Origin of the sequence: Gluconobacter sp. Dm-44, from assembly GCF_018256175.1 — a bacterium.
GTDB classification, from domain to species: domain Bacteria; phylum Pseudomonadota; class Alphaproteobacteria; order Acetobacterales; family Acetobacteraceae; genus Gluconobacter; species Gluconobacter cadivus.
This window is the reverse complement of record NZ_JAERLZ010000002.1, coordinates 287,616-306,440: the sequence shown is the minus strand read 5'-3', so window position 1 is coordinate 306,440 and position 18,825 is coordinate 287,616. Positions and strand designations below refer to the sequence as shown.

Sequence of the window (18,825 nt, the reverse complement as noted above, 5' to 3'; positions counted from 1 at the left end):
CATCCGTAAGTTCGTGACGGACTGTGAATTTCGCCCTCCACAACGTCATTCTGCGATGGGTTTACGGAGTTTGCGGAAGAAATCTTTCAGCAGCGCCGACGCCTCGCGCTCGCATACCCCTCCGATCACTTCGGGACGGTGCAGACAGGACGGACGCTCGAAAATGCGCGGCCCGTGTTCCACGCCGCCGCCTTTGGGATCGTAAGCGCCAAACACGACCCGTCCGATGCGGAAATGCACAATCGCCGCCGCACACATCGGGCACGGTTCCAGCGTCACGACCAGAGTGCAATCTGTCAGGCGCGGACTTTTCAGACGCGCGGCAGCCTCGCGCATCGCCAGAAGCTCGGCATGGGCGGACGCATCATGCGTGCCCTCCACATGATTGCGCGCCACCGCCAGAACGCGTCCGTCCGGCGCCAGCACGACCGCACCGACCGGCACTTCCCCGCACGACGACGCCTCCCGCGCAGCCTGCAACGCGGTCTGCATCGCCGGACCGATATCCGTGTAAATCCTTGTCTGTCCCTGATTCATGATGCGATGATGCGGCGCATGACCCCTCCCCGTCCATCCCCTTCGCATCGCGCGCCGCTGATCGGTCTGACGCTGGATCATGAACCCGGCGGGCCGGGGCAGTTCTCCCGCTATCCCTTTCATGCGCTGCGGGAGAATTACTTGAGCGCTGTGAGCGATGCGGGCGGGATGCCGGTCTGTCTGGGCTATGACTGCGATGCCGAAGCCCTGATGGCTCGGTTGGACGGCCTGATCGTCACGGGCGGCGCATTCGACGTCGATCCGGCGCTTTATGGTGAGACGCCTCATCCGCTGACCAGCCCGCGCCCGGCCCGCACCGCCGCCGAACTGTCCCTGTTGCGAGCCGCACTGGCACAGGGCAAGCCGGTTCTGGGCATCTGCGGCGGCATGCAGCTTCTGGCCGTACACGCCGGAGGCACGCTGATCCAGCATCTTCCTGAAGAGCTGCAACACGAACAGCCCAACCCGCGCCACGAACCCGGCCATGCGATAGACATCGTTCCCGGCACGAAACTCGCGCAGATCGTGGAGGCAGAGCGCATGAGCGTGAACTCCTCACATCATCAGGCCGTGCGCGACCCCGGACGGGCTAAAATCTGCGCTTATGCGCCGGATGGAACGATCGAAGCGATCGAGCTTGATGGCCCCGGTTTTGCCATTGGCGTACAGTGGCACCCCGAATTCTCCCTCGACCCCGGCGACCGTCGCCTGTATGCGGCGCTTGTGGAGACTGCACGATGACTGACGACAATACCGAAAATACCGCCCCCGAGATGCCCGAAATCTCTGACCTGCACGAGGACACTGCACCCGAAACGGACGCAGCAGCCCCGAGAGGCGAGCGCATCGCCAAGGCACTGGCCCGCGCTGGCGTGGCGAGCCGCCGCGATATCGAGCGCATGATCGAGGACGGGCGCATCAAGCTGGGCGGGCAGATCGTCACGCATCCGGCGACGTTCGTGCAGCCGGGCGACATCATGCTGGTGGACGGCAAGCCCGTGGACTCCCCCGAGCGCACGCGTTTGTGGCGGTATCATAAGCCCGACGGCCTGATGACGACCCACAAGGACCCCGAAGGCCGCAAAACCGTATTCGACACGCTGCCCGAGGGGCTGCCGCGCGTCATCAGCGTCGGGCGTCTGGATATCAATTCCGAAGGTCTGCTGCTGCTGACCAATGACGGTGAACTGGCCCGCCGCCTCGAACTGCCGGGCAATGCCTGGGTCCGCCGCTACCGCGTGCGCGTGTTCGGCGTCGTGGACGAGAAGCGTCTGGCCTCGCTGATTGATGGTTTCGACTATGACGGCGTGCGTTACGGCTCCATCGAAGCCGCACTGGACTCGAAGAAAGGCGACAATGCCTGGCTCACGGTCAGTCTGCGTGAAGGCAAGAATCGTGAAATCCGGCGCGTCATGGAAGGTCTGAACCTGCATGTCAGCCGCCTGATCCGCCTATCCTACGGCCCCTTCCAGCTTGGATCGCTCAAGGCGCGCGAGCTTGAGGAAGTCCCCGGCAAGACCCTGCGCGAGCAGTTGCCGGACCTCCCCGCCCCGAAGCGTCATCGGACGCGCTGATCCATGCGGATTGTTGGAGGAGACAACAAGGGCCGCGCCCTGACCGCGCCGTCCGGAACCAGCACGCGCCCCACGTCAGACCGCACGCGGCAGGCGATTTTCGACATGCTCGCTCATGCCCCCTGGTACGGGCAGGAGGAGCTGGAAAAGGCTTCCGTGCTGGACTGCTACGCCGGAACCGGCGCGCTGGGGCTTGAAGCCCTGTCGCGCGGGGCGGAAAAAGCCGCGTTCATCGAACGCGACCGCAGCGCGCTGGCGGCCCTGCGGATCAATCTGGACATCTGCAACGCCCGGGACCGCTCCCGCGTGCTGAGTTGCAGCGTCACGCATCCGCCCAAAGCCACGGAACCCTACACGCTGGTTTTCCTCGACCCGCCCTATGGCAAGGGACTTGTCGAATCGGGTCTGCGGGCGCTGGCGCGGAACGGCTGGCTGGCGCAGGGGGCGCTGATCGTGACCGAAACGGGCGCCACGGAAGAATTTACGCCCATCATGCCACCTTCCGAACACTTTATGCCCACACTCACGCCAGAAATCCTCTGTGAGCGTCGTTTTGGGGCGGCAAAGGTGACGATCTGGAAGCATTCCTCCACTTTTCCTTAATTTTCCCTCTGTATTCAGTACCCTGTCGGCTATAGTTCAGAGTGAATTTTACAAGCCGCAATCCAGAAAACCGACGGGGTGACGAGACTTGGCCGCGTTCAGCCGATCGACCAGTACAGTGCGCAACATCGTCCGCGACGCGCATGACCGGCACATGACACCGAAACTGCGAAGCGCCCTGCGCGCGCGCTGCATGGAGCTTCTCGGGCTGGTCCTGCTGATCTTCGCCGTAGCGGTCGGGATCGCGCTGTGGAGCTTCAATCCGCACGATCCGTCCTTCAATACCTCGACGGGAACGCAGCCGACGAACCTTCTGGGCCGTGCGGGCGCGACCATTTCGGATGGGCTGATCCAGTGGCTCGGCCTCGGCAGCGGCATGCCGATCGTCATTCTGCTCGCCTGGGCCTGGCGCATGGTCCGCCATCACGGCATGAGCCTGCCGATCCTGCGGATCGTGGCCGCCCTTGCCCTGCTGCCCGCCGCCGCCACCTTCATCGGCACGCTCCAGCTTCTCATCCCCGGCCTTCAGGTCGACTGGCCGACCGCCAGCGGTCTGGGCGGTGAAATGGGCGTTTCTTTTGCCCATCGCCTGCTGGATGCCGCCCATGCCGAAGCCGGGGCCGCCGGAAACGCGATTGCCGTTCTTCTCGTCCTGCTGCTGATGGGTCTGCTTCTGCCGCTGGCGATGGGTCTTGAAGCCCGCGAATGGCGCGCTCTGGGCAAGACGGCCGTGGTGCTGGGTCGCCAGCCCTTCTCGCTCGCCAAGCGCATGAACGGCCCGCAGACATCTGATCATCGGCCCGCGCCCGATCCGCGCCTGTATGAATTCCAGCCCAGCCCGGCCGGTGGCGCTCCAGCGGCGGATGCAGCGCCCCTGTCCTTCCTGCGCCGCAGCTTCGGCAAGAGCGATCCGCGCTCCCGCCCCGAGCCGTTCGTGCCGCAGAATACCGGCTGGATGCAACCCCCCATGGACACGCAGGACGATCCCTACAGCCAGCCCACCGCCGAGACGCGCCCGGTCAGCCGGACGGAAGCCGCGGCTGCCCGCGCTCGCCAGACTGCGGCGCCGGAAGAGGAAGACGCCCCCTCCAACCCTTATGCCGAGCGTCTGGCCCAGATCGCCCGCCAGCGCGATACGCCGCTGCCGCCCGTCCGGCGTCAGATTGACGACGAAATGGACGAGGATCTGCCCCAGAGCAGCATCGACACACCGCCCGAACCCGAGCCGCAAAAGCGCGGCCTGTTCGGAATGCGCCGTCCGGAACGTCCGCCCGAGCCTGTCGCCCCGCGTCCCGCCGCGCCACGCAATGCCGTGACGACGGGCTGGGAACTGCCCTCGCTCGCCCTGCTGAACCCGCCGCCTCCGCACGCCGTGACGGGCCCTTCGCAGGAGACGTTGCAGTCCAATGCCCGCCTGCTGGAGAGCGTTCTGGCGGATTACGGCGTACAGGGCACGATCGGCGATATCCATGCCGGTCCGGTCGTCACGCTGTACGAACTCGAACCCGCACCGGGCATCCGTTCGTCCCGCGTGATCGGACTTGCCGATGACGTGGCGCGCTCGCTTTCGGTTCTGAGCGTGCGGATCGCCACCGTGCCGGGACGCAACGTCATCGGCATCGAGGTGCCCAACGCCAAGCGCGAGACGGTCTATTTCTCCGAACTGCTCCGCGCGCCGGAATGGATGAACGGAAACGGCCGTCTTCAGATCGCGCTCGGCAAGGACATCGCCGGCGTTCCGGTCTATACCGACCTTGCGAAAATGCCGCATCTGCTCGTCGCGGGTACGACAGGTTCGGGTAAGTCGGTCGGTGTGAATGCCATGATCCTGTCGCTGCTCTACCGGCTCAGCCCGGAAGAGTGCCGCCTGATCATGATCGACCCTAAAATCCTCGAACTGTCGATCTATGACGGGATTCCGCATCTCTTAACGCCGGTCGTGACGGAACCGACCAAGGCCGTCAGCGCGCTCAAATGGACCGTGCAGGAAATGGACCGCCGCTACCGCCTGATGGCGCAGCTTCAGGTCCGCAATATCAACGGCTACAACGAGCGCGTAAACCAGCTCCGCTCTTCGGGCGAGATGGTGACCAAGCGCGTCCAGACCGGCTTTGACCCCGAAACGGGCCGCCCGGTATTCGACGAGCAGCAGGTCGCTACGGAGAACCTGCCTTATATCGTCGTCGTCATCGACGAAATGGCCGATCTGATGATGGTCGCGGGCAAGGAAATCGAAACTGCCGTGCAGCGTCTGGCCCAGAAAGCCCGTGCCGCCGGCATCCACGTCATCATGGCAACGCAGCGCCCGTCGGTTGACGTCATCACCGGCACCATCAAGGCGAACTTCCCAACCCGGATTTCCTTTCAGGTTATCAGCAAGTTCGACAGCCGCACGATCCTTCAGGAACAGGGCGCGGAGCAGCTCCTGGGTCAGGGTGACATGCTCTTCATGCAGGGTGGTGGCCGCATCACGCGTGTCCATGGACCGTTCGTGGCGGATGAGGAAGTCGAGGCCGTGGTGGCGGATCTGCGTTCCAAGGGCGATCCGATCTATAACGATGACGTGGTCTCCGGGCAGGATGACGATAGCGCGGGCGGTCTGACGGCAGGGTCCGGCTCGGGCGGTGACGGAGAAGGCACCCTGTTCGATCAGGCTGTGGATATCGTGATGCGTGAAGGCCGCGCCTCCACGAGCTTTATCCAGCGCCATCTCTCGATCGGATATAACCGCGCGGCCAAGCTGATCGACCAGATGGAAAAAGAAGGCATCATCGGTGCCGCAAACCATGTGGGCAAACGCGAGATCCTTGTCCGCCGCAAGGAAGAGCATGAAGACTGACCGCAAGGAGCGGATCCGACAGGCCAAGGCCTCGCGCAACGCCCACAAGCCGCGCCGCCTGCCATCGCAGGCGGACTCTCCCGCCACGGAAGGCCCGCGCACCCCGTTTTATCCGGGAATGGACATTCCCGTCCTGCTGGAAACGCCCCGCTTCCTGATTCTGGGCAAGCCAGCCGGACTGGCGGTGCATCCCGGTCCGTCCACGCAGGATTCCGTAGAAACCCGCCTGCTGCCGCATCCGCGCGGAGGGCCTTGGCTGGCGCACCGACTGGATACGGACACTTCCGGCTGCCTTCTGGTTGCACGGCGCAAGACGGCCCTGATCGAGGCGCAGGCAGCGTTTCAGGACCGACAGGTTCGCAAACTCTACTGGGCGGTTGTGGTGGGGACTCTGCCGCAGGACAGCGGCGAAATTGACGCGCCGCTTCTGCGGAAGTCCGGTCCCTCGGGTTGGCGCATGGTTGTGGATGCGAAAGGCGATGAGGCCCGCACGCGCTGGCGTGTGCTGGGACGCGGGAAGGGTCTGTGCTGGGTGGAACTGGAACTGCTCACGGGGCGCACCCATCAGGCCCGCATCCATTGCGCGGCTCTGGGAACGCCGATCCTTGGCGATAGGGTTTACGGGGCTGCGGCAGGACCGTCTTTACCGGGGCTGCATCTGCTCGCCCGCAGTCTGGAACTGAACCTGCCGTCTGACACACTCGCCGCAGAAGCCTCCCCACCAAACTTCATGGCGGAGACGCTGCAACGGATGGGCTGCGAGGGCGCGACTCAGTCCTGAACGAGTTTCAGCGTGCCGACCACGCTGTGGATGATGATGTGATCGCGGCCATCGCCGACCTTCCCGGTGGCCGTGATCGTCCGGACCTCTGCTGACCCGCCGGATTCTTTTTCCCAGTTCCCGATCTGTACCGTCAAGCCGAGAGACTGCTGGAGAGGCAGCGTCTTGTCCGAGCGTCGCTGTTTCAGGTGAATGTCGAACGTTCCGCCAAAGCCATGAGGCAGGTGGATCGTCATGTCGCCGCTGACCGTGCCGATATCAATCGTGCGCATCTGCGGCGCGGCATCGAGCGTAAGGTTTGTATCCCCGCTGACACTGCGGATCATGACATTGTGGGTCGCATGATCGATCGTGCTGTCACCATTCATGGTACGGATCGAGACTGCACCGTCGGAATGATCGAGCGTGATATCGCCGCTGGCACTGCGGATTTCCACAGCGGCTACCGCATGATCCACATCCAGCGCGCCATTGACCGTATGGACCTCGAGCGGCCCTCTGGACTGCTTGATATGAATGTCGCCGCTGACGGTCCGGACAGACAGCGGACCGTCTGACGTCCCGATACTGACATCTCCGTTGATGCTGGAGAGTTTTCCACCCTCGGGCAGAGTGGACAGGGACATATCGTCCGAAATTGAGGACTGGCTTAGGGGCGCAGCGCAGACCGGAAAGGCCAGGGCTGTGCCGAGGGCGAGGACAGGAAGGGAAAGCACGAAACGGTTCATGATATGGGCCTTTCGGGCTTCAGCGACCTGCGACGGAACGATTGAGCAGAGCGGCATGGACGCCACGGGCAATGGCCCAGGCCGTGAGAATGCCCCAAGCCAGAGTCAGCCCCCAGGGCACCACCATGAACACCAGCCCAAGCCCGCCCGTAATAGCGCCCAGACCCGCGACCATGAGATGGATCGTCCCGATGACGGTGAGGGCGAGCGCGCCATACCAGAACATCCGCACCTGCCAGTCGAGCTGCGTCCGCGTCAGACCCGTGGCGGAGCGGCGGCTTTTATGCGCGATCATCACACCGATCAGGGCCGTCACACCTGTGAAAAATCCGGCGACATACAGTGCATAGATCAGCAGGACCAGATCGCGGCCACTCCGGGCATCATCTCCGCGACCGTAGCGGCTGGCGGGTTCGTAAGGGGCGTAGGATGCGTACATGAGGGAAACATTCCTCTGAGAAAAACTCGACAGCAACCTTGATGCACAAACCGTGCCAGATACGGATTCCCGGCATTTCGACGCATGAAATCCGCCGGGAACTCTGAAGAAATGGCGTATTGCGCCAGTTCCCGACGAGCCTATTCCGCCAATGCCCGGAAACGTTCGGGAAGTGGCCCATCTCCAGCGAGAATACCACGCACACCCACAATCAGAGCCACCAGCAGGACGATGTTCCAGACTGCGAAAATACCGATCGGCAGCAGGAAAAGAAGCTGGCCGGGGCCGGAACTTCCGGGCGGTTCCGTCAGGAAACACGCCAGAAACAGAGCGGCGGAACCGACGATGAAGGCAACATCATACCAGAACAGGCGCACCAGCCAGTTCAGATGCATCCGCTCTATCCCAACGCTCGGTCGGCGCAGGAGATAGGCGACGATGACACCCGCCAGAAGGCTGATTCCCGTGAAGAAACGGGCGATATACAGCGCGTAAACAATCAACACGCCGCTTCTGCCGATGACCGGGCTGGAGTTTCGGGAGGTTCTGGAAAATTCGCTCAAGCGCGTCTCCTCAAGGAAGGTTCACATAAAAACGCCCGACCAGAGAGGCCGGGCGCAAGATCACGCGATGGTGATATCCCGGAGGATGTCAGCGGCCCAGTTTGCGGAGTTTTACACCCGACATGAGCCGTTTTTCGATGACGGCGAGGGACATCCCCCGCGTCTCCGGGACGAACAGGATCGTCAGCAGCAGGAACAGGGCGTTCAGCCCGGCGAAGAGCCAGAATGTGCCTGCCGTGCCGAGGGTCTGCATGAGGGTCAGGAAGCTCACACCGACCAGAAGATTGGTCATCCAGTTGGTGAAGGTTGAGATGGCAATGCCGAAATCACGCCCGCCCAGCGGCTGGATTTCGGAGCACAGCACCCACATCAGCGGCCCCGCCGACATGGCAAATCCGGCGCAGAAGATCATTAGCAGGAACACCGCCGCGATCTGGGAGGACTGCGTGGTCATGCCGGTCTGAAGCAGAATGGCCAGAATACCCATGCCGAACGCCATGACCGTAAAGCCCGCATAAAGGATCGGCTTGCGGCCCCACCGATCGACTAATCCCAGCGCTACGAAGGTCGCCAGCATGTTCACCAGACCGATGATGGCCGTACACCACATCTGCGACTGTGCATCGAAATGCGCCGCCGCGAGAATGTTGGGCGCGTAATACATGACGATGTTGATGCCCGCGAGCTGCTGCATCATCTGGAGCATCACGCCCAGCGCCACGGAACGGCGAAAATTGGGATTGGTGCGGAAGAGCTTGAAACCCTCCTGCTTCGTCTCAAGCTGCTCGCGGATGGCGCGGATTTCCTTGGCAGCCGTCAGCGGGTCATCGCGCAGGTCCAGCAGGATCTGCCGCGCTTCCTTGTGGCGCCCCTGCGCCATCAGCCAGCGCGGACTGTAGGGCAGGAACAGCACGCCGATCAGAAACAGAACAGCCGGGATGCCAGCCACACCGAACATCCAGCGCCAGTTGCCGCTATAGGAAAAATACGTGTCGGACAGGAACGCAATGAAAATGCCGACCGTCACCATGAGCTGATAGGTCGAAACCATCGCCCCGCGCGCATCCTCGCTGGCGATTTCCGACAGGTACAGCGGGGCGGTGAAGGCGGAAATGCCGACCGCGACACCCATGACAACCCGAAAGGAAATCATGGACGCGACCGACCAGCTCATGGCGCAACCAAGCGTGCCAATAACGAAGATCGCACCACCCACGATCAGGGAATGTTTGCGCCCCAGCGTCTTGGACATCCAGCCCGCACTCAGAGCACCCGCCGCTGCCCCCGCCATCATAGAACTGACGACCCATTCCAGCGCAATGGTGGAGGCGTGGTATTCCTTGCCGAACAGGTCCAGCGCTCCTGCCACTACCCCAATATCAAGCCCGGACATGAGACCCGCCAGCGCCGCGATCACGCCAATGGCGATGATCTTGAAACGCGTTGCGTCGAAAATGGATGTGCCGCTGTCATCCTGCGGCGAAATGGTCCCTGTCATTCCGGGCTGATCGTTCATAGGCCAGTGCGTTCCTCTTGCTCAGTCATAAAATGACACCAATCTTTCATGTGGATGTCATATCCGTAACCTATAACACAAAACCGTTTACAGCGTGAGCGCACTGCGGAGTTCGCCGACGGTGAACCCGTTCCAATTCCGCATGGTCTGCGTGGCGGTTGCGTCCAGAATGTCGCGGTCTGCGGCGTCCCGACACAGCGTTTCGCCGCCGAAGCGACGCAGCAGGGCAGACATGGCGACTTCCGCAGCGCGATTGGCGCCATCATCAGTCTTGATGGCCAGCCCAAGGCCCAGTTCCGGCAAAGACGCGATCATCACGCCTTCCGCGCCCATCTTCACAAAGGCCCGCGCGCCGAACCGGTCCATGATTTTCGTGTCATAGCGCCCCGTCCCGGCGACCATGAACGGATTGGCCGCCACGGCCTCACGAAGACGTGTGGCCGCACGGAAACGCCCTTCGGACAATCCGGTTCCCGCGCCAAATCTTGCAAAACCTTTCGCAAGTGCCTTCAGCGGGACGGCATAGGTCGGCATGGAACAGCCATCCATGCCCCGGTTTGCGTCGTCATGCGGCGTGTCCATCATGGCGGCCAGCACATCCGTCACGCGGCGCTGGATCTCGTGGGACGGGTCGATATAGCCGGTCGGGTCAACGCCCTGATCGCAGGACAGGCACACCATGCCCGCGTGTTTGCCCGAACAGTTGTTGTGCAGCGGACAGGCGTCCTGATGGGCAGCCGCCAGCGCGCGGCCAGCCGGTTCATAGGTCGGCCAGTGCGTTCCACATTCCAGAGACCCGACATCCCGGCCGACCGATTCCAGCATCGTGGCCGCCATGTCAGCATGGGCTTTCTCGCCACCATGCGAGGCACAGGCGAGCGCCAGCGCATCGTTGCTCAGGCCAAGACGGTCCGCCGCGCCACTTTCCACCAGTTCGATCGCCAGCAGGGATTTGACGGTCGAACGCGGAAACACCGCAGCCTCCACGTCCCCGCAGGACCAGACCACGCCACCATCGGCATCCACCACAACCGCCCGGCCCAGATGATGGGATTCGACACGTCCGCCGCGCGTGACCTCGGCCAGAAGGCCCGACTGTGCTGCCATATGATACTCTCCCTGCCTCTCATGATGTTTCCGGACCGAGCACATAGCACGGACGGCCGTCCTGACGATCCGCCGTCAGCCAGGGCTGGATCAGACGCCGCCGGACACGCACGATCCCCAGATCTTCCGTCACCGGAGCATCCGCAAGATCCTGCGCCAGATGCGCGGCCGTGCGGAACCTGAGGCCGTCCGTCAGAGACAGGCCATTTTCCACAATCATCCGGGCGCTGACGATATCCGTCAGATGATACACAAACGCCTCCCCGGACGGAGGGCGGAACCCGACAGGATTCAAGAAACAGGCCTCAACCTCATCCGCATCCAGATGCGTCAACGGTGGTGTCCAGCCCAGAAGATCCGGTTGATCAGTCGGGGCCACAGAAACGCGGGGCAGCGGATTTTCCGGGCGCGGACGACGGGACTGGGGCAGCGTTTCAAACAGCAGCGCCGACGACGGGGAACGACGGCGGCCCATGCGTTTCAGCCTGCCGTGGTTTTCGGTCGGCGGACCGGCAGGGCACCGGCTTTCTGGCAGGCCACGCACAGGCCTTCGATTTCGACGGTCGCGGACTCGGCTTTAAAGCCCATGCTTTGCGCGGCACGGGTCAGAACCGGCGCGATGGCCTCCTGCTCCAGTTCCCACGCCCGGTCACAGCCCCGGCAGATCAGAAACTGCGCCCGGTGCATTCCGCCTTCGTCATGGTGGTTGCAGCCATGCGGACACTCCACGGCATGCGAACAGCCCACGAAGGCGCTCAACCGCTCCAGGCGGTGGATCAGGCTGTTTTCCAGCAGAAAATCCAGCGCCCGGTAAACCGTAGGCGGGGCGGCTTTTGGATGGGCGGGGCGCAGTCTGGCCAGAAGATCATAAGCCCCGGACGGCTTCTCGCTGGACAGGATCAGCCCCAGCACCTGCCGACGCGTCTCGGTCAGGCGCTGCCCGTTGCGCTGGCACCACTCGGCCGTGAGGTCGAGGCGCTGTGTGACTTCGGACGAAAAGACGAGCGTATCAGCAGTGGCAGAAGAATCCGGCATGGACGTCAATATGGCATCCCCGCCCCGCTTTGCCGAGAGACCCACGCGCAAACAGTGTCAGGTTGCGAACTGCCGCACCAGATCCTGGATCACGTCCGGATCGCTTTCCAGCATTACCTGTCGGCGGAGCTGGTCACAGTTTTCGAGCGTCAGGGTCCGGATCAGGCGCTTCACACGCGGCAGGGACGCAGAGTTCATGGAAAAGGACCGCAGACCCAGACCGATCAACAGCGCCACCACGCGCGGATCAGACGCCATTTCCCCGCAGACCGAAATCGGACGGCGCGCCTTCAGGGCCGAATCCGCCGCCGCCTCGATCAGCCGCAGCACACCCGGATGAAGCGGACTGTAGCGGTCCGCCACCATGGAATCCGAACGGTCCACGGCGAGCGTGTACATCGTCAGGTCATTGGTGCCGAGCGCCATGAAATCAGCGTGCCGGGCCAGCGTATCCACCGTCAGAGCGGCAGCGGGAGTTTCGATCATGATCCCCAACGGCGGCAGCGGATCGGGCAACGTATGGCCTTTGCGTTTGAGGCGTCGGATTACCCGGTCATAGATCTCCCGCGCCGCAACGATTTCGTCTGCGGACGTCACCATCGGCAGCAAAATCCGCACCCGACCGATGGCTGCGCCTTCTTCAGACTCGGCGGCCCGCAGGATCGCGGCGAACTGCGTTTCCAGCACCTCCGGCACCCGCAGGAGCAGACGCACGCCTCTCAGGCCCAACGCAGGATTGCCACCATCCGCCACCTGCTCCGCCAGCCCCAGCCGACGCATACAGGCACGACCTTTCTCGCCGCCCCAGTCCAGCACGCGGATCGTGACGGGGCGGCCGTCCATGGCCTGCACGATGGCGCGATAGGCATCGGTCTGCCCGTCTTCGTCCGGCAAGTCTTCGCGTTCACCAAACAGGAACTCACTGCGCAGAAGACCTATGCCCTTCGCACCATTGCGGAGAAGCATCGGCATTTCTGCCGGAAGCTCCAGATTGGCCGAAAGCTCGATATCCTCGCCGCTCTGAAGCTGGGCTGGCAGACGCTTGAGCCGCCCGAAGGCCCGCTTTTCCCTGACTTCACGTTGTGCGGATTCTGCCGCCAGACGCAGTTCGGTCTCGTTGGGCGATAGCGTGACGGTCCCGAGATGCCCGTCCACGACCAGCATCTCGCCTTCCTGAACCTGCGCCATGAGGTTCGGCACGGCGAGGATGGCAGGAATATCGAGCGCGCGCAGCAGAATAGCGGTGTGGTCCGCGCCACCCCCGCCCTGCGTGACGACCGCCGCAATCCGCGCAGGATCGATCATGGCAACATCGGCCGGACGAAGCTGCTCCGCCACCAGAATAGAGCCGGGAGGGAGACTGGAAAACGCGCGATAGGAAATGCCGGTCAGATTCCGCATCAGGCGACGCCCGACTTCTTCGAACTCGCCCGCAAGACGCAGATTGGCGTCGGCGTCCTGCGCGCTGTTTTCCCGTGCAACGGCATCGGCCATGCGCGAGACCTGCGCCGCCAGCTCCTGCGTGACGTCCGAAACGGCTGCCTCCGCACAAAGCCCCTCCCCCGCGATCCGCTCCCTCACCTGACGCACCAGCCGCGACGGACCGAGCATCCGTTCATAGACCGTCAGAAGGGAGGCGATTTCCGCCCGCCCCTCTTCCGGCAGACCGACCAGCCGGTCGCGCATTTTCTCGATCTGATGAAACGACCGGGCGATGGCTTCGTCCAGACGGACGTTCTCTGCCTCCGGCCCGATGGCGCTGTAGCGTTCAGTGATGTCGGGCAGCGGGAGGGCTTCAACCCGTCCGGCAGGGCCGAGTGCCATACCGGGCGTGATGGCCTTGCCCTGAAGAAACGTACTGGAGGACGCGCTGCGGCGGGGCTGTCGGGAAGAGCGGCGACGGGGCGGCGTTTCAGTCACGCTCGCCAAATCCGTCCGCGATCAGGGCCTCCAGAGCATCGAGCGCCTCGGCAGCCTGAGGACCATGAGCACGGAGCGTTACGCTTTGCCCCTCCCCGGCCCCCAGCATCATCAGCCCCATAATCGACAGGGCAGAGACGACATTGGAGCCGTGAGCAATCGTGGCTTCAGCGTCGAAGCGCTCGGCAGTCGTCACAATCTTGGCGGCGGGGCGAGCATGAAGGCCCAGATGATTGACGATGCTGACAGTGCGCGGCGGGACGGACAGGGTCGTATCACTCATTCAGCGAACTCGATTCAATGAACCGGCAGCGTACAGGCACGCGGCCCTCCATGGAGGCAGGGGGCGGGAAGCTGTGACGCCACGGCGATATACTTCCGCCCCGCCATTGTGGCCTTTTCCACGCAACCCGCAAGGTCCAGATCGCGACGTGTTTTCGCCAGTTTGACCAGCATCGGCACATTCACGCCTGACACGACTTCGACATGCCCCGGCTCGCGCAGGGACAGCGCCAGATTGGAAGGCGAACTTCCGAAAATATCCGTCAGCACCAGAACGCCATCGCCGGTATCGAGGCGCTGGAGCAGGCGCTCGGCCGCAGGACGCAGCACGGCGGGATCGTCATCATCCGCAACACCGACCACGCCCACCTGAGTCTGCGAGCCCACGACATGAACCAGCGTTTCCAGCAGGACATCGCCAAGACGTCCGTGCGTAATCAGCATGAGTCCGATCATACCGTTCTGTCCTGTAAAGAAAGATCCTGTGGCGGGTCCTGTGGAGGGACGGCCCAGCGCCGGGGGGCCACCCCTTTGCGGGCGAGTTCGCGGTGCAGAACCATCATCGGCCCGACCGGCATGGCTTTGGGAAGAATACGGGCCAGTTCTTCCACGATCGTCACCGAGCGATGGCGTCCGCCGCTGCATCCGATAGCGATAGTGGCATATTTCTTGCCTTCCGCGACAAAACGGGGAAGCACCAGTTCCAGAAGGCTCTGGATATGGCCGAAAAAGGCGGGATAGGCCGGGTCCGACTTCACGTACTGCACAACTGCCTCATCCAGACCGGTCATGGGCTGGAGGAACGGATCATAATGCGGATTGCGCAGGAAACGCGCATCGAAAACCATGTCGGCTTCGCGCGGCAGACCTGACGGATAGGCAAAGGACATCAGCGCAACCGTCAGCCCGTCCCCGCCCGAGCAGCCAAAGCGCGTCTCGATCAGCTGGCGCAGCTCCGGCGAGGGCAGGTCGGACGTGTCGATCACCAGATCCGCATTGGCGCGCAGCGGAGCCAGAAGAGCGGTTTCCTGTTCGATTCCGGGAAGAATGGTGCCGCTGGTGACCAGCGGATGGCGGCGGCGCGTGGCGGTGAAGCGACGCAGAAGGATTTCAGGTTCGGCGGTGGCGTAGAGGAGCTGCACCACACAGTCCGGCAGGAGGCGAAGGCGCTCCAGTTCTTCAAGAACGCGGGAGGCTTCGAACCCGCGACTGCGGACGTCGATTCCGATGGCCAGATTCTGTCCGGCCCGTGAGGCGAGCGCCTGGATCAGGTTCAGGGGTGGGTTGTCCACGACCTCATGACCCAGATCTTCCAGAACCCGCAATATGGATGATTTTCCCGCCCCGGACAGACCCGTTACAATCAGGATCCGACGGGACCCGTGACCATAGCCGGATAAGGAGCCAGACTCGGGATGGTTCGCCGATGCCATGCCACACTCTAGCCTTTTTTCTTTTGGTACGGAACTATTTCAAACCTTCACGTTTTTTTAGCGTTTCTCCGGCCCCTGCAACCCATTCATAAGAACCGCAACAGGCTTTGAGCGCTGTCCTGATCCGGGCCACCGTTCCCGGAAAACCGGGCTCCAGAGACAACATCACCGCACCCGTCCACGGGTCCCGACACGATTCGGGCAGGCGGGGCTGCCCCTGCCCCAAACAGACCCGCAGATGCACCGTCGCTTTCGCAACAAAAGGTATCCGCAGGATTCCCACACCCCGGACTTCAATCAGCCCCGCAAGTCGCGCGGGGGCCGAAGCCACCGCGCCCTCCAGAAGCACACGGTCATCCGCCACGAGGTCAAAACCCGCATCCATCAGCCGCAAAGCCAGTTCCGATTTCCCCGAGCCCGATGGCCCCGAAATCAGGACAGCCGCCCCGTTCCACGCCACACAACTTGCATGGACCGAACCTTCGGGCAGGGATGTCGGGACAGACATGACGGATTGCGACCTCCTCAGGAGCAGACTAAGACCTTGGGCCGGACAGGGGCATGACGGCCCCCTGACATGGATCAGGACTCAGAACCACCATGGGCACATCCTTCCCCTCCCCGACCGTCACCGTACATGGAGACGAGGTTACCTGCACGGATTTCAGCGGTTTCAGCCCGGATGGGGACCGCCCCGGACGGCTGACGGATGAATGTCAGGCAGCACTGTCGGCCATTTCTCTGGCGCTGGCCGATCATGGCCTCACGCTGAACCATACCCGGCATGTCGCGGCCATGATCCGCGAAGGGCAAACGTTCAACCAGTGCCAGACAGCCCTGAACGAGGCTCTGGGCGCAGCAAAACCCGCCCTGACCTTGCGGATCGTGCAGCGTTTCCCCCTTCCCGAACAGCGCATCGCCCTCAGCCTGACCGCCACACCCCACGGATAGTGAAAAAATACGCCACTTCATGGCGGATTTTATAATTTTTCCGAAATAATTCATTTTCAGTCTGCTGAAGATCGAATTTTTCTGACTGAAAATAAAAACTGGCACGCTTCCTGCATTGAAGATTTCCAGACGCAATCAGCGTCGGAACCGACTTCAGGAATGTCGTGCCATGATCCGTTTTTCCACTCTGCTGCTCTGCGCTCTCTCCACCGCCAGCCTTGCCCTGCCGCTTCAGGCCGCTCATGCCGCTCCCAGCGGGATCGGGACGACCAGCACGGAAATCGACCTCTCGTCGCTGGATCTCAGGACTACGCGCGACTGGACCATCGCCAACCAGAAAATTACCCAGGCGTCCCACGCCGTCTGCCAGAAGCTCATTCATGACAACTGGCTGGTAGACAGCGATGGCGCCGACTGCGAGCAGGACGCGTTCTCCCGCGCCCATGAGGATCTTTACGTCCTGCGGGACCAGCAACGCGCGCGGCATCAGGCTGGTCATGTGATCCTTGCCCTCTCCGCCGGGAAGTGACGACCATGTCCCGGACCGCTTTTGCGGCCCTGATGCTGGCGCTGCCAGTGGCGGCGGCTCTTGTTCCGGGCGCGATTGCGGGTCTGTCCCCGGAACCAGCCATTACGGTGCAGGGCACGGGCCGGATGGCAGCGTCAGGACGCGCGGGGGAGCCGCACCACGAAACAGGCACCCCTGATCGCGCCGGACGCATCCATCCGGTTCTCGGCGAACAGATTTCCGCGCAGGGCATGAATGATCTGTCGGCTGATCGCGAGCCCGAGGCCGGAATGCTGGCCGAAGTTCTCGGTTTGGGGGCGTTCTGAATAGAAGCGGTCGAAAATGCTTTCCAGCTTTCCGGGCGGAATACCGGGACCCTGATCGGTGATGGTGATTTCCACCACACTCCCCGTTCCCGGCCCGCTACCCGCGATGTCTCGTGCGCTGGCATGGAGCGCGATGATGCCTTTCGGCGGCGAGAACGAGACGGCATTTCCAATCAGGTTCCGCAGCACCTGCACCAGACGATCCTCCACGGCCAGCGCCTTGAGCGGCGGGTCCTGATCGCGGACGTCCAGACGCAGCACGGGATCGTTTTCCCGGCGAGTGGTCTGGTGCATTTCTGCAAGAATGGCGAGGAGGGCGACGACCGAAACGGGTTCAGGGCGCACGCGGGAAAGCTCGGCATCAATCCGGCTGGCGTCGGAAATGTCAGTAATCAGACGATCAAGCCGTTTGACGTCGCTGTTGATGATCCCCATCAGCCTGTCGCGCCGCTCGGCAATCTGGATGCGCGGCAGCGTCTCGACGGCGGATCGGATGGAGGAAAGCGGGTTCTTGATTTCGTGGCTGACATCGGCGGCGAAGCGCTCGATGTCATCCATCCGCGCCCAGAGCGCCAGCGCACTGCCCCGAAGCGAGCGGGCCAGAACGCCGATCTCGTCCCGACGGACAAGCAGCCGTTCAGGCACCAGATCCTTGCGCCCATCCGCCTCGCGCATGTCGTTGGACGCCCGCGCCAGAGTCAACAGCGGACGCGCGATCGTCAGCGACAGATACCAGGACAGCAGCACCGTCACGACAAGCGCCGCCAGAACCAGTGACAGGATCGAGGACCGGACGGCGAACAGCGTGCGGTCCACTTCCGGCGCGTGGCGGGTCAGCTGGATTTCGCCCACCGTCACACCATCACGGACAACCGGCTCCACCACCGTCACGACAAGCTGATGATCCTTGGTGCGGCGGATGAAGGGTGGCAGTTCGGCCTGCGACTGGAGCGGCCGGGCATCATGCGGACCGTCCATGGCGGTATCGTTGGTGTCGAGCGTGACTTCCTCGCTGGAGGTCAGCGGCAGGAGCGACAGCAGCCAGTCGTAGAAACTTTCCAGAATATTGTTGCGCGGTGGCTGCCACGGCGTGCCATCGACGGGGTCGGGGAGCGCATGATCCTGTTTGCGACGTGACGCCGTGCGGCTGTCCACGACAAGCTTGCCATCCGGATCGAACAGCAGGGCGTGAGCATTCGGACTCGGCTCGGTCAGGCTGGCTAGAAGCGGGCGAGCCTGCGCGACGTCCAGTTCCAGATTGCCACCGGGCGCGGGGTGGCCCGACCCATGCGCGCTCACCCGAACAGCGGACTGGCCAAGCGCGCCTGCATAGATATGAGCCTGTTCGCGCAGGGCGTTGACGTCGGTTTCCAGCAGCCCGTTCTGGAACTGGTCCAGAAACAGCAGCGTGACGGCCAGAAGGGCGAGCGGCAGAGCGTTGAGCAGCAGAATCCGCACCAGAAGCGGGGACGCCAGACGCCGCCGCGATAGCGAGATTTCCGAAGCCCGGCGCGGGCGCAGGCGCTTCAGAATCTTTGCGCCGACTTTCCGCAAGGACTCGCCCAGCCCCGCCCGCAGAGCAGCCCGGGCCGATTCGGCACGCCGCCGGTCCCGGCCCTGTTCCAGCCGGTCGGCATCGAGAATATGGCCTGTCGGAAAAGCCTCCGAATCATCATCCACGCG

Annotated in this window: 21 protein-coding genes; 7 read left to right on the top strand and 14 right to left on the bottom strand. The window is 63.1% G+C overall.

The features are described 5' to 3' along the window. Positions 1–45 precede the first annotated feature (45 nt). Positions 46–537 carry a nucleoside deaminase gene (locus JK213_RS04480; RefSeq protein ID WP_194261190.1) on the bottom strand — a complete coding sequence of 164 codons (492 nt, stop codon included), beginning with the start codon at positions 535–537 and terminating at the stop codon, positions 46–48. Between the two features lie 6 nt (positions 538–543). On the opposite strand from JK213_RS04480, the gene JK213_RS04475 reads away from it, so the two are divergent. From JK213_RS04475 to JK213_RS04455, 5 genes are all read left to right on the top strand, one after another. Then, a complete protein-coding gene (locus JK213_RS04475) occupies positions 544–1,278 on the top strand; it encodes a gamma-glutamyl-gamma-aminobutyrate hydrolase family protein (RefSeq protein WP_194261189.1) in 735 nt (244 codons plus the stop codon). Positions 1,279–1,310: 32 nt separating this feature from the next. Beyond that, positions 1,311–2,111, top strand: coding sequence for a pseudouridine synthase (locus JK213_RS04470; RefSeq protein WP_194261338.1), 801 nt, complete (start codon positions 1,311–1,313; stop codon positions 2,109–2,111). Between the two features lie 3 nt (positions 2,112–2,114). After that, entirely contained in the window at positions 2,115–2,714 is a 600-nt protein-coding gene (gene rsmD, locus JK213_RS04465) for a 16S rRNA (guanine(966)-N(2))-methyltransferase RsmD (protein ID WP_194261188.1), read from the top strand. A gap of 154 nt (positions 2,715–2,868) precedes the next feature. Then, positions 2,869–5,553, top strand: a complete 2,685-nt coding sequence (locus JK213_RS04460) for a DNA translocase FtsK (RefSeq protein WP_228125300.1) — start codon at positions 2,869–2,871, stop codon at positions 5,551–5,553. Continuing rightward, entirely contained in the window at positions 5,543–6,334 is a 792-nt protein-coding gene (locus JK213_RS04455; protein ID WP_194261186.1) for an RluA family pseudouridine synthase, read from the top strand. Before JK213_RS04460 ends, JK213_RS04455 begins: the two co-directional genes overlap by 11 nt. Here JK213_RS04455 and JK213_RS04450 read toward each other — a convergent pair. The 12 genes from JK213_RS04450 to JK213_RS04395 all read right to left on the bottom strand — a co-directional run bounded on the left by JK213_RS04450 (position 6,325) and on the right by JK213_RS04395 (position 15,865). Continuing rightward, positions 6,325–7,062, bottom strand: coding sequence for a DUF4097 family beta strand repeat-containing protein (locus JK213_RS04450; RefSeq protein WP_211571283.1), 738 nt, complete (start codon positions 7,060–7,062; stop codon positions 6,325–6,327). The two genes, JK213_RS04455 and JK213_RS04450, sit on opposite strands and share 10 nt — an antisense overlap. 19 nt (positions 7,063–7,081) lie before the next feature. Then, positions 7,082–7,501, bottom strand: a complete 420-nt coding sequence (locus JK213_RS04445; protein ID WP_228125299.1) for a hypothetical protein — start codon at positions 7,499–7,501, stop codon at positions 7,082–7,084. A gap of 140 nt (positions 7,502–7,641) precedes the next feature. Continuing rightward, a complete protein-coding gene (locus JK213_RS04440; RefSeq protein WP_194261184.1) occupies positions 7,642–8,064 on the bottom strand; it encodes a hypothetical protein in 423 nt (140 codons plus the stop codon). An 88-nt stretch (positions 8,065–8,152) separates the two neighbouring features. Continuing rightward, entirely contained in the window at positions 8,153–9,580 is a 1,428-nt protein-coding gene (locus tag JK213_RS04435) for a sugar porter family MFS transporter (protein ID WP_228125298.1), read from the bottom strand. A gap of 87 nt (positions 9,581–9,667) precedes the next feature. Beyond that, positions 9,668–10,687: an asparaginase gene (locus JK213_RS04430; RefSeq protein ID WP_194261183.1), complete on the bottom strand. Its 1,020-nt coding sequence runs from the start codon at positions 10,685–10,687 to the stop codon at positions 9,668–9,670. 19 nt (positions 10,688–10,706) lie between these two features. After that, positions 10,707–11,162: a hypothetical protein gene (locus JK213_RS04425; RefSeq protein WP_194261182.1), complete on the bottom strand. Its 456-nt coding sequence runs from the start codon at positions 11,160–11,162 to the stop codon at positions 10,707–10,709. 5 nt (positions 11,163–11,167) lie between these two features. Then, on the bottom strand, positions 11,168–11,722 hold the full coding sequence (locus JK213_RS04420; RefSeq protein WP_194261181.1) for a Fur family transcriptional regulator: 555 nt from the start codon (positions 11,720–11,722) through the stop codon (positions 11,168–11,170). A 57-nt stretch (positions 11,723–11,779) separates the two neighbouring features. Continuing rightward, positions 11,780–13,642: a phosphoenolpyruvate--protein phosphotransferase gene (gene ptsP, locus JK213_RS04415; RefSeq protein ID WP_194261180.1), complete on the bottom strand. Its 1,863-nt coding sequence runs from the start codon at positions 13,640–13,642 to the stop codon at positions 11,780–11,782. After that, positions 13,635–13,925, bottom strand: a complete 291-nt coding sequence (locus JK213_RS04410) for an HPr family phosphocarrier protein (protein ID WP_194261179.1) — start codon at positions 13,923–13,925, stop codon at positions 13,635–13,637. The genes ptsP and JK213_RS04410 overlap by 8 nt, the downstream gene beginning before the upstream one ends. Positions 13,926–13,939: 14 nt before the next feature. Further along, positions 13,940–14,380: a PTS sugar transporter subunit IIA gene (locus tag JK213_RS04405; protein WP_194261178.1), complete on the bottom strand. Its 441-nt coding sequence runs from the start codon at positions 14,378–14,380 to the stop codon at positions 13,940–13,942. Beyond that, positions 14,377–15,357 (bottom strand): RNase adapter RapZ, encoded by a 981-nt coding sequence (gene rapZ / locus JK213_RS04400; protein WP_194261177.1) that lies wholly within the window; start codon positions 15,355–15,357, stop codon positions 14,377–14,379. The genes JK213_RS04405 and rapZ overlap by 4 nt, the downstream gene beginning before the upstream one ends. Before the next feature lie 34 nt (positions 15,358–15,391). Continuing rightward, entirely contained in the window at positions 15,392–15,865 is a 474-nt protein-coding gene (locus tag JK213_RS04395) for an HPr kinase/phosphorylase (protein WP_194261176.1), read from the bottom strand. A gap of 92 nt (positions 15,866–15,957) precedes the next feature. Between JK213_RS04395 and JK213_RS04390 the strand changes: the two genes are divergently transcribed. Both JK213_RS04390 and JK213_RS04385 read left to right on the top strand, forming a co-directional pair. After that, positions 15,958–16,308, top strand: coding sequence for an endoribonuclease L-PSP (locus JK213_RS04390; RefSeq protein WP_194261175.1), 351 nt, complete (start codon positions 15,958–15,960; stop codon positions 16,306–16,308). A 169-nt stretch (positions 16,309–16,477) separates the two neighbouring features. Beyond that, positions 16,478–16,837 carry a UrcA family protein gene (locus JK213_RS04385; protein ID WP_194261174.1) on the top strand — a complete coding sequence of 120 codons (360 nt, stop codon included), beginning with the start codon at positions 16,478–16,480 and terminating at the stop codon, positions 16,835–16,837. 134 nt (positions 16,838–16,971) lie between these two features. On the opposite strand, the gene JK213_RS04380 is transcribed toward JK213_RS04385, so the two are convergent. Then, entirely contained in the window at positions 16,972–18,675 is a 1,704-nt protein-coding gene (locus JK213_RS04380) for a stimulus-sensing domain-containing protein (RefSeq protein WP_408872058.1), read from the bottom strand. Positions 18,676–18,825: the final 150 nt, after the last annotated feature.

Coding starts and splice junctions, on each gene's coding strand:
- JK213_RS04480 (WP_194261190.1), bottom strand. CDS start 537: ATGAATCAGGGACAGACAAGGATTTACACGGATATCGGTCCGGCGATG.
- JK213_RS04475 (WP_194261189.1), top strand. CDS start 544: ATGATGCGGCGCATGACCCCTCCCCGTCCATCCCCTTCGCATCGCGCG.
- JK213_RS04470 (WP_194261338.1), top strand. CDS start 1,311: ATGCCCGAAATCTCTGACCTGCACGAGGACACTGCACCCGAAACGGAC.
- rsmD (WP_194261188.1), top strand. CDS start 2,115: ATGCGGATTGTTGGAGGAGACAACAAGGGCCGCGCCCTGACCGCGCCG.
- JK213_RS04460 (WP_228125300.1), top strand. CDS start 2,869: ATGACACCGAAACTGCGAAGCGCCCTGCGCGCGCGCTGCATGGAGCTT.
- JK213_RS04455 (WP_194261186.1), top strand. CDS start 5,543: ATGAAGACTGACCGCAAGGAGCGGATCCGACAGGCCAAGGCCTCGCGC.
- JK213_RS04450 (WP_211571283.1), bottom strand. CDS start 7,062: ATGAACCGTTTCGTGCTTTCCCTTCCTGTCCTCGCCCTCGGCACAGCC.
- JK213_RS04445 (WP_228125299.1), bottom strand. CDS start 7,501: ATGTACGCATCCTACGCCCCTTACGAACCCGCCAGCCGCTACGGTCGC.
- JK213_RS04435 (WP_228125298.1), bottom strand. CDS start 9,580: ATGAACGATCAGCCCGGAATGACAGGGACCATTTCGCCGCAGGATGAC.
- JK213_RS04430 (WP_194261183.1), bottom strand. CDS start 10,687: ATGGCAGCACAGTCGGGCCTTCTGGCCGAGGTCACGCGCGGCGGACGT.
- JK213_RS04425 (WP_194261182.1), bottom strand. CDS start 11,162: ATGGGCCGCCGTCGTTCCCCGTCGTCGGCGCTGCTGTTTGAAACGCTG.
- JK213_RS04420 (WP_194261181.1), bottom strand. CDS start 11,722: ATGCCGGATTCTTCTGCCACTGCTGATACGCTCGTCTTTTCGTCCGAA.
- JK213_RS04410 (WP_194261179.1), bottom strand. CDS start 13,925: ATGAGTGATACGACCCTGTCCGTCCCGCCGCGCACTGTCAGCATCGTC.
- JK213_RS04405 (WP_194261178.1), bottom strand. CDS start 14,380: ATGATCGGACTCATGCTGATTACGCACGGACGTCTTGGCGATGTCCTG.
- rapZ (WP_194261177.1), bottom strand. CDS start 15,357: ATGGCATCGGCGAACCATCCCGAGTCTGGCTCCTTATCCGGCTATGGT.
- JK213_RS04395 (WP_194261176.1), bottom strand. CDS start 15,865: ATGTCTGTCCCGACATCCCTGCCCGAAGGTTCGGTCCATGCAAGTTGT.
- JK213_RS04390 (WP_194261175.1), top strand. CDS start 15,958: ATGGGCACATCCTTCCCCTCCCCGACCGTCACCGTACATGGAGACGAG.
- JK213_RS04385 (WP_194261174.1), top strand. CDS start 16,478: ATGATCCGTTTTTCCACTCTGCTGCTCTGCGCTCTCTCCACCGCCAGC.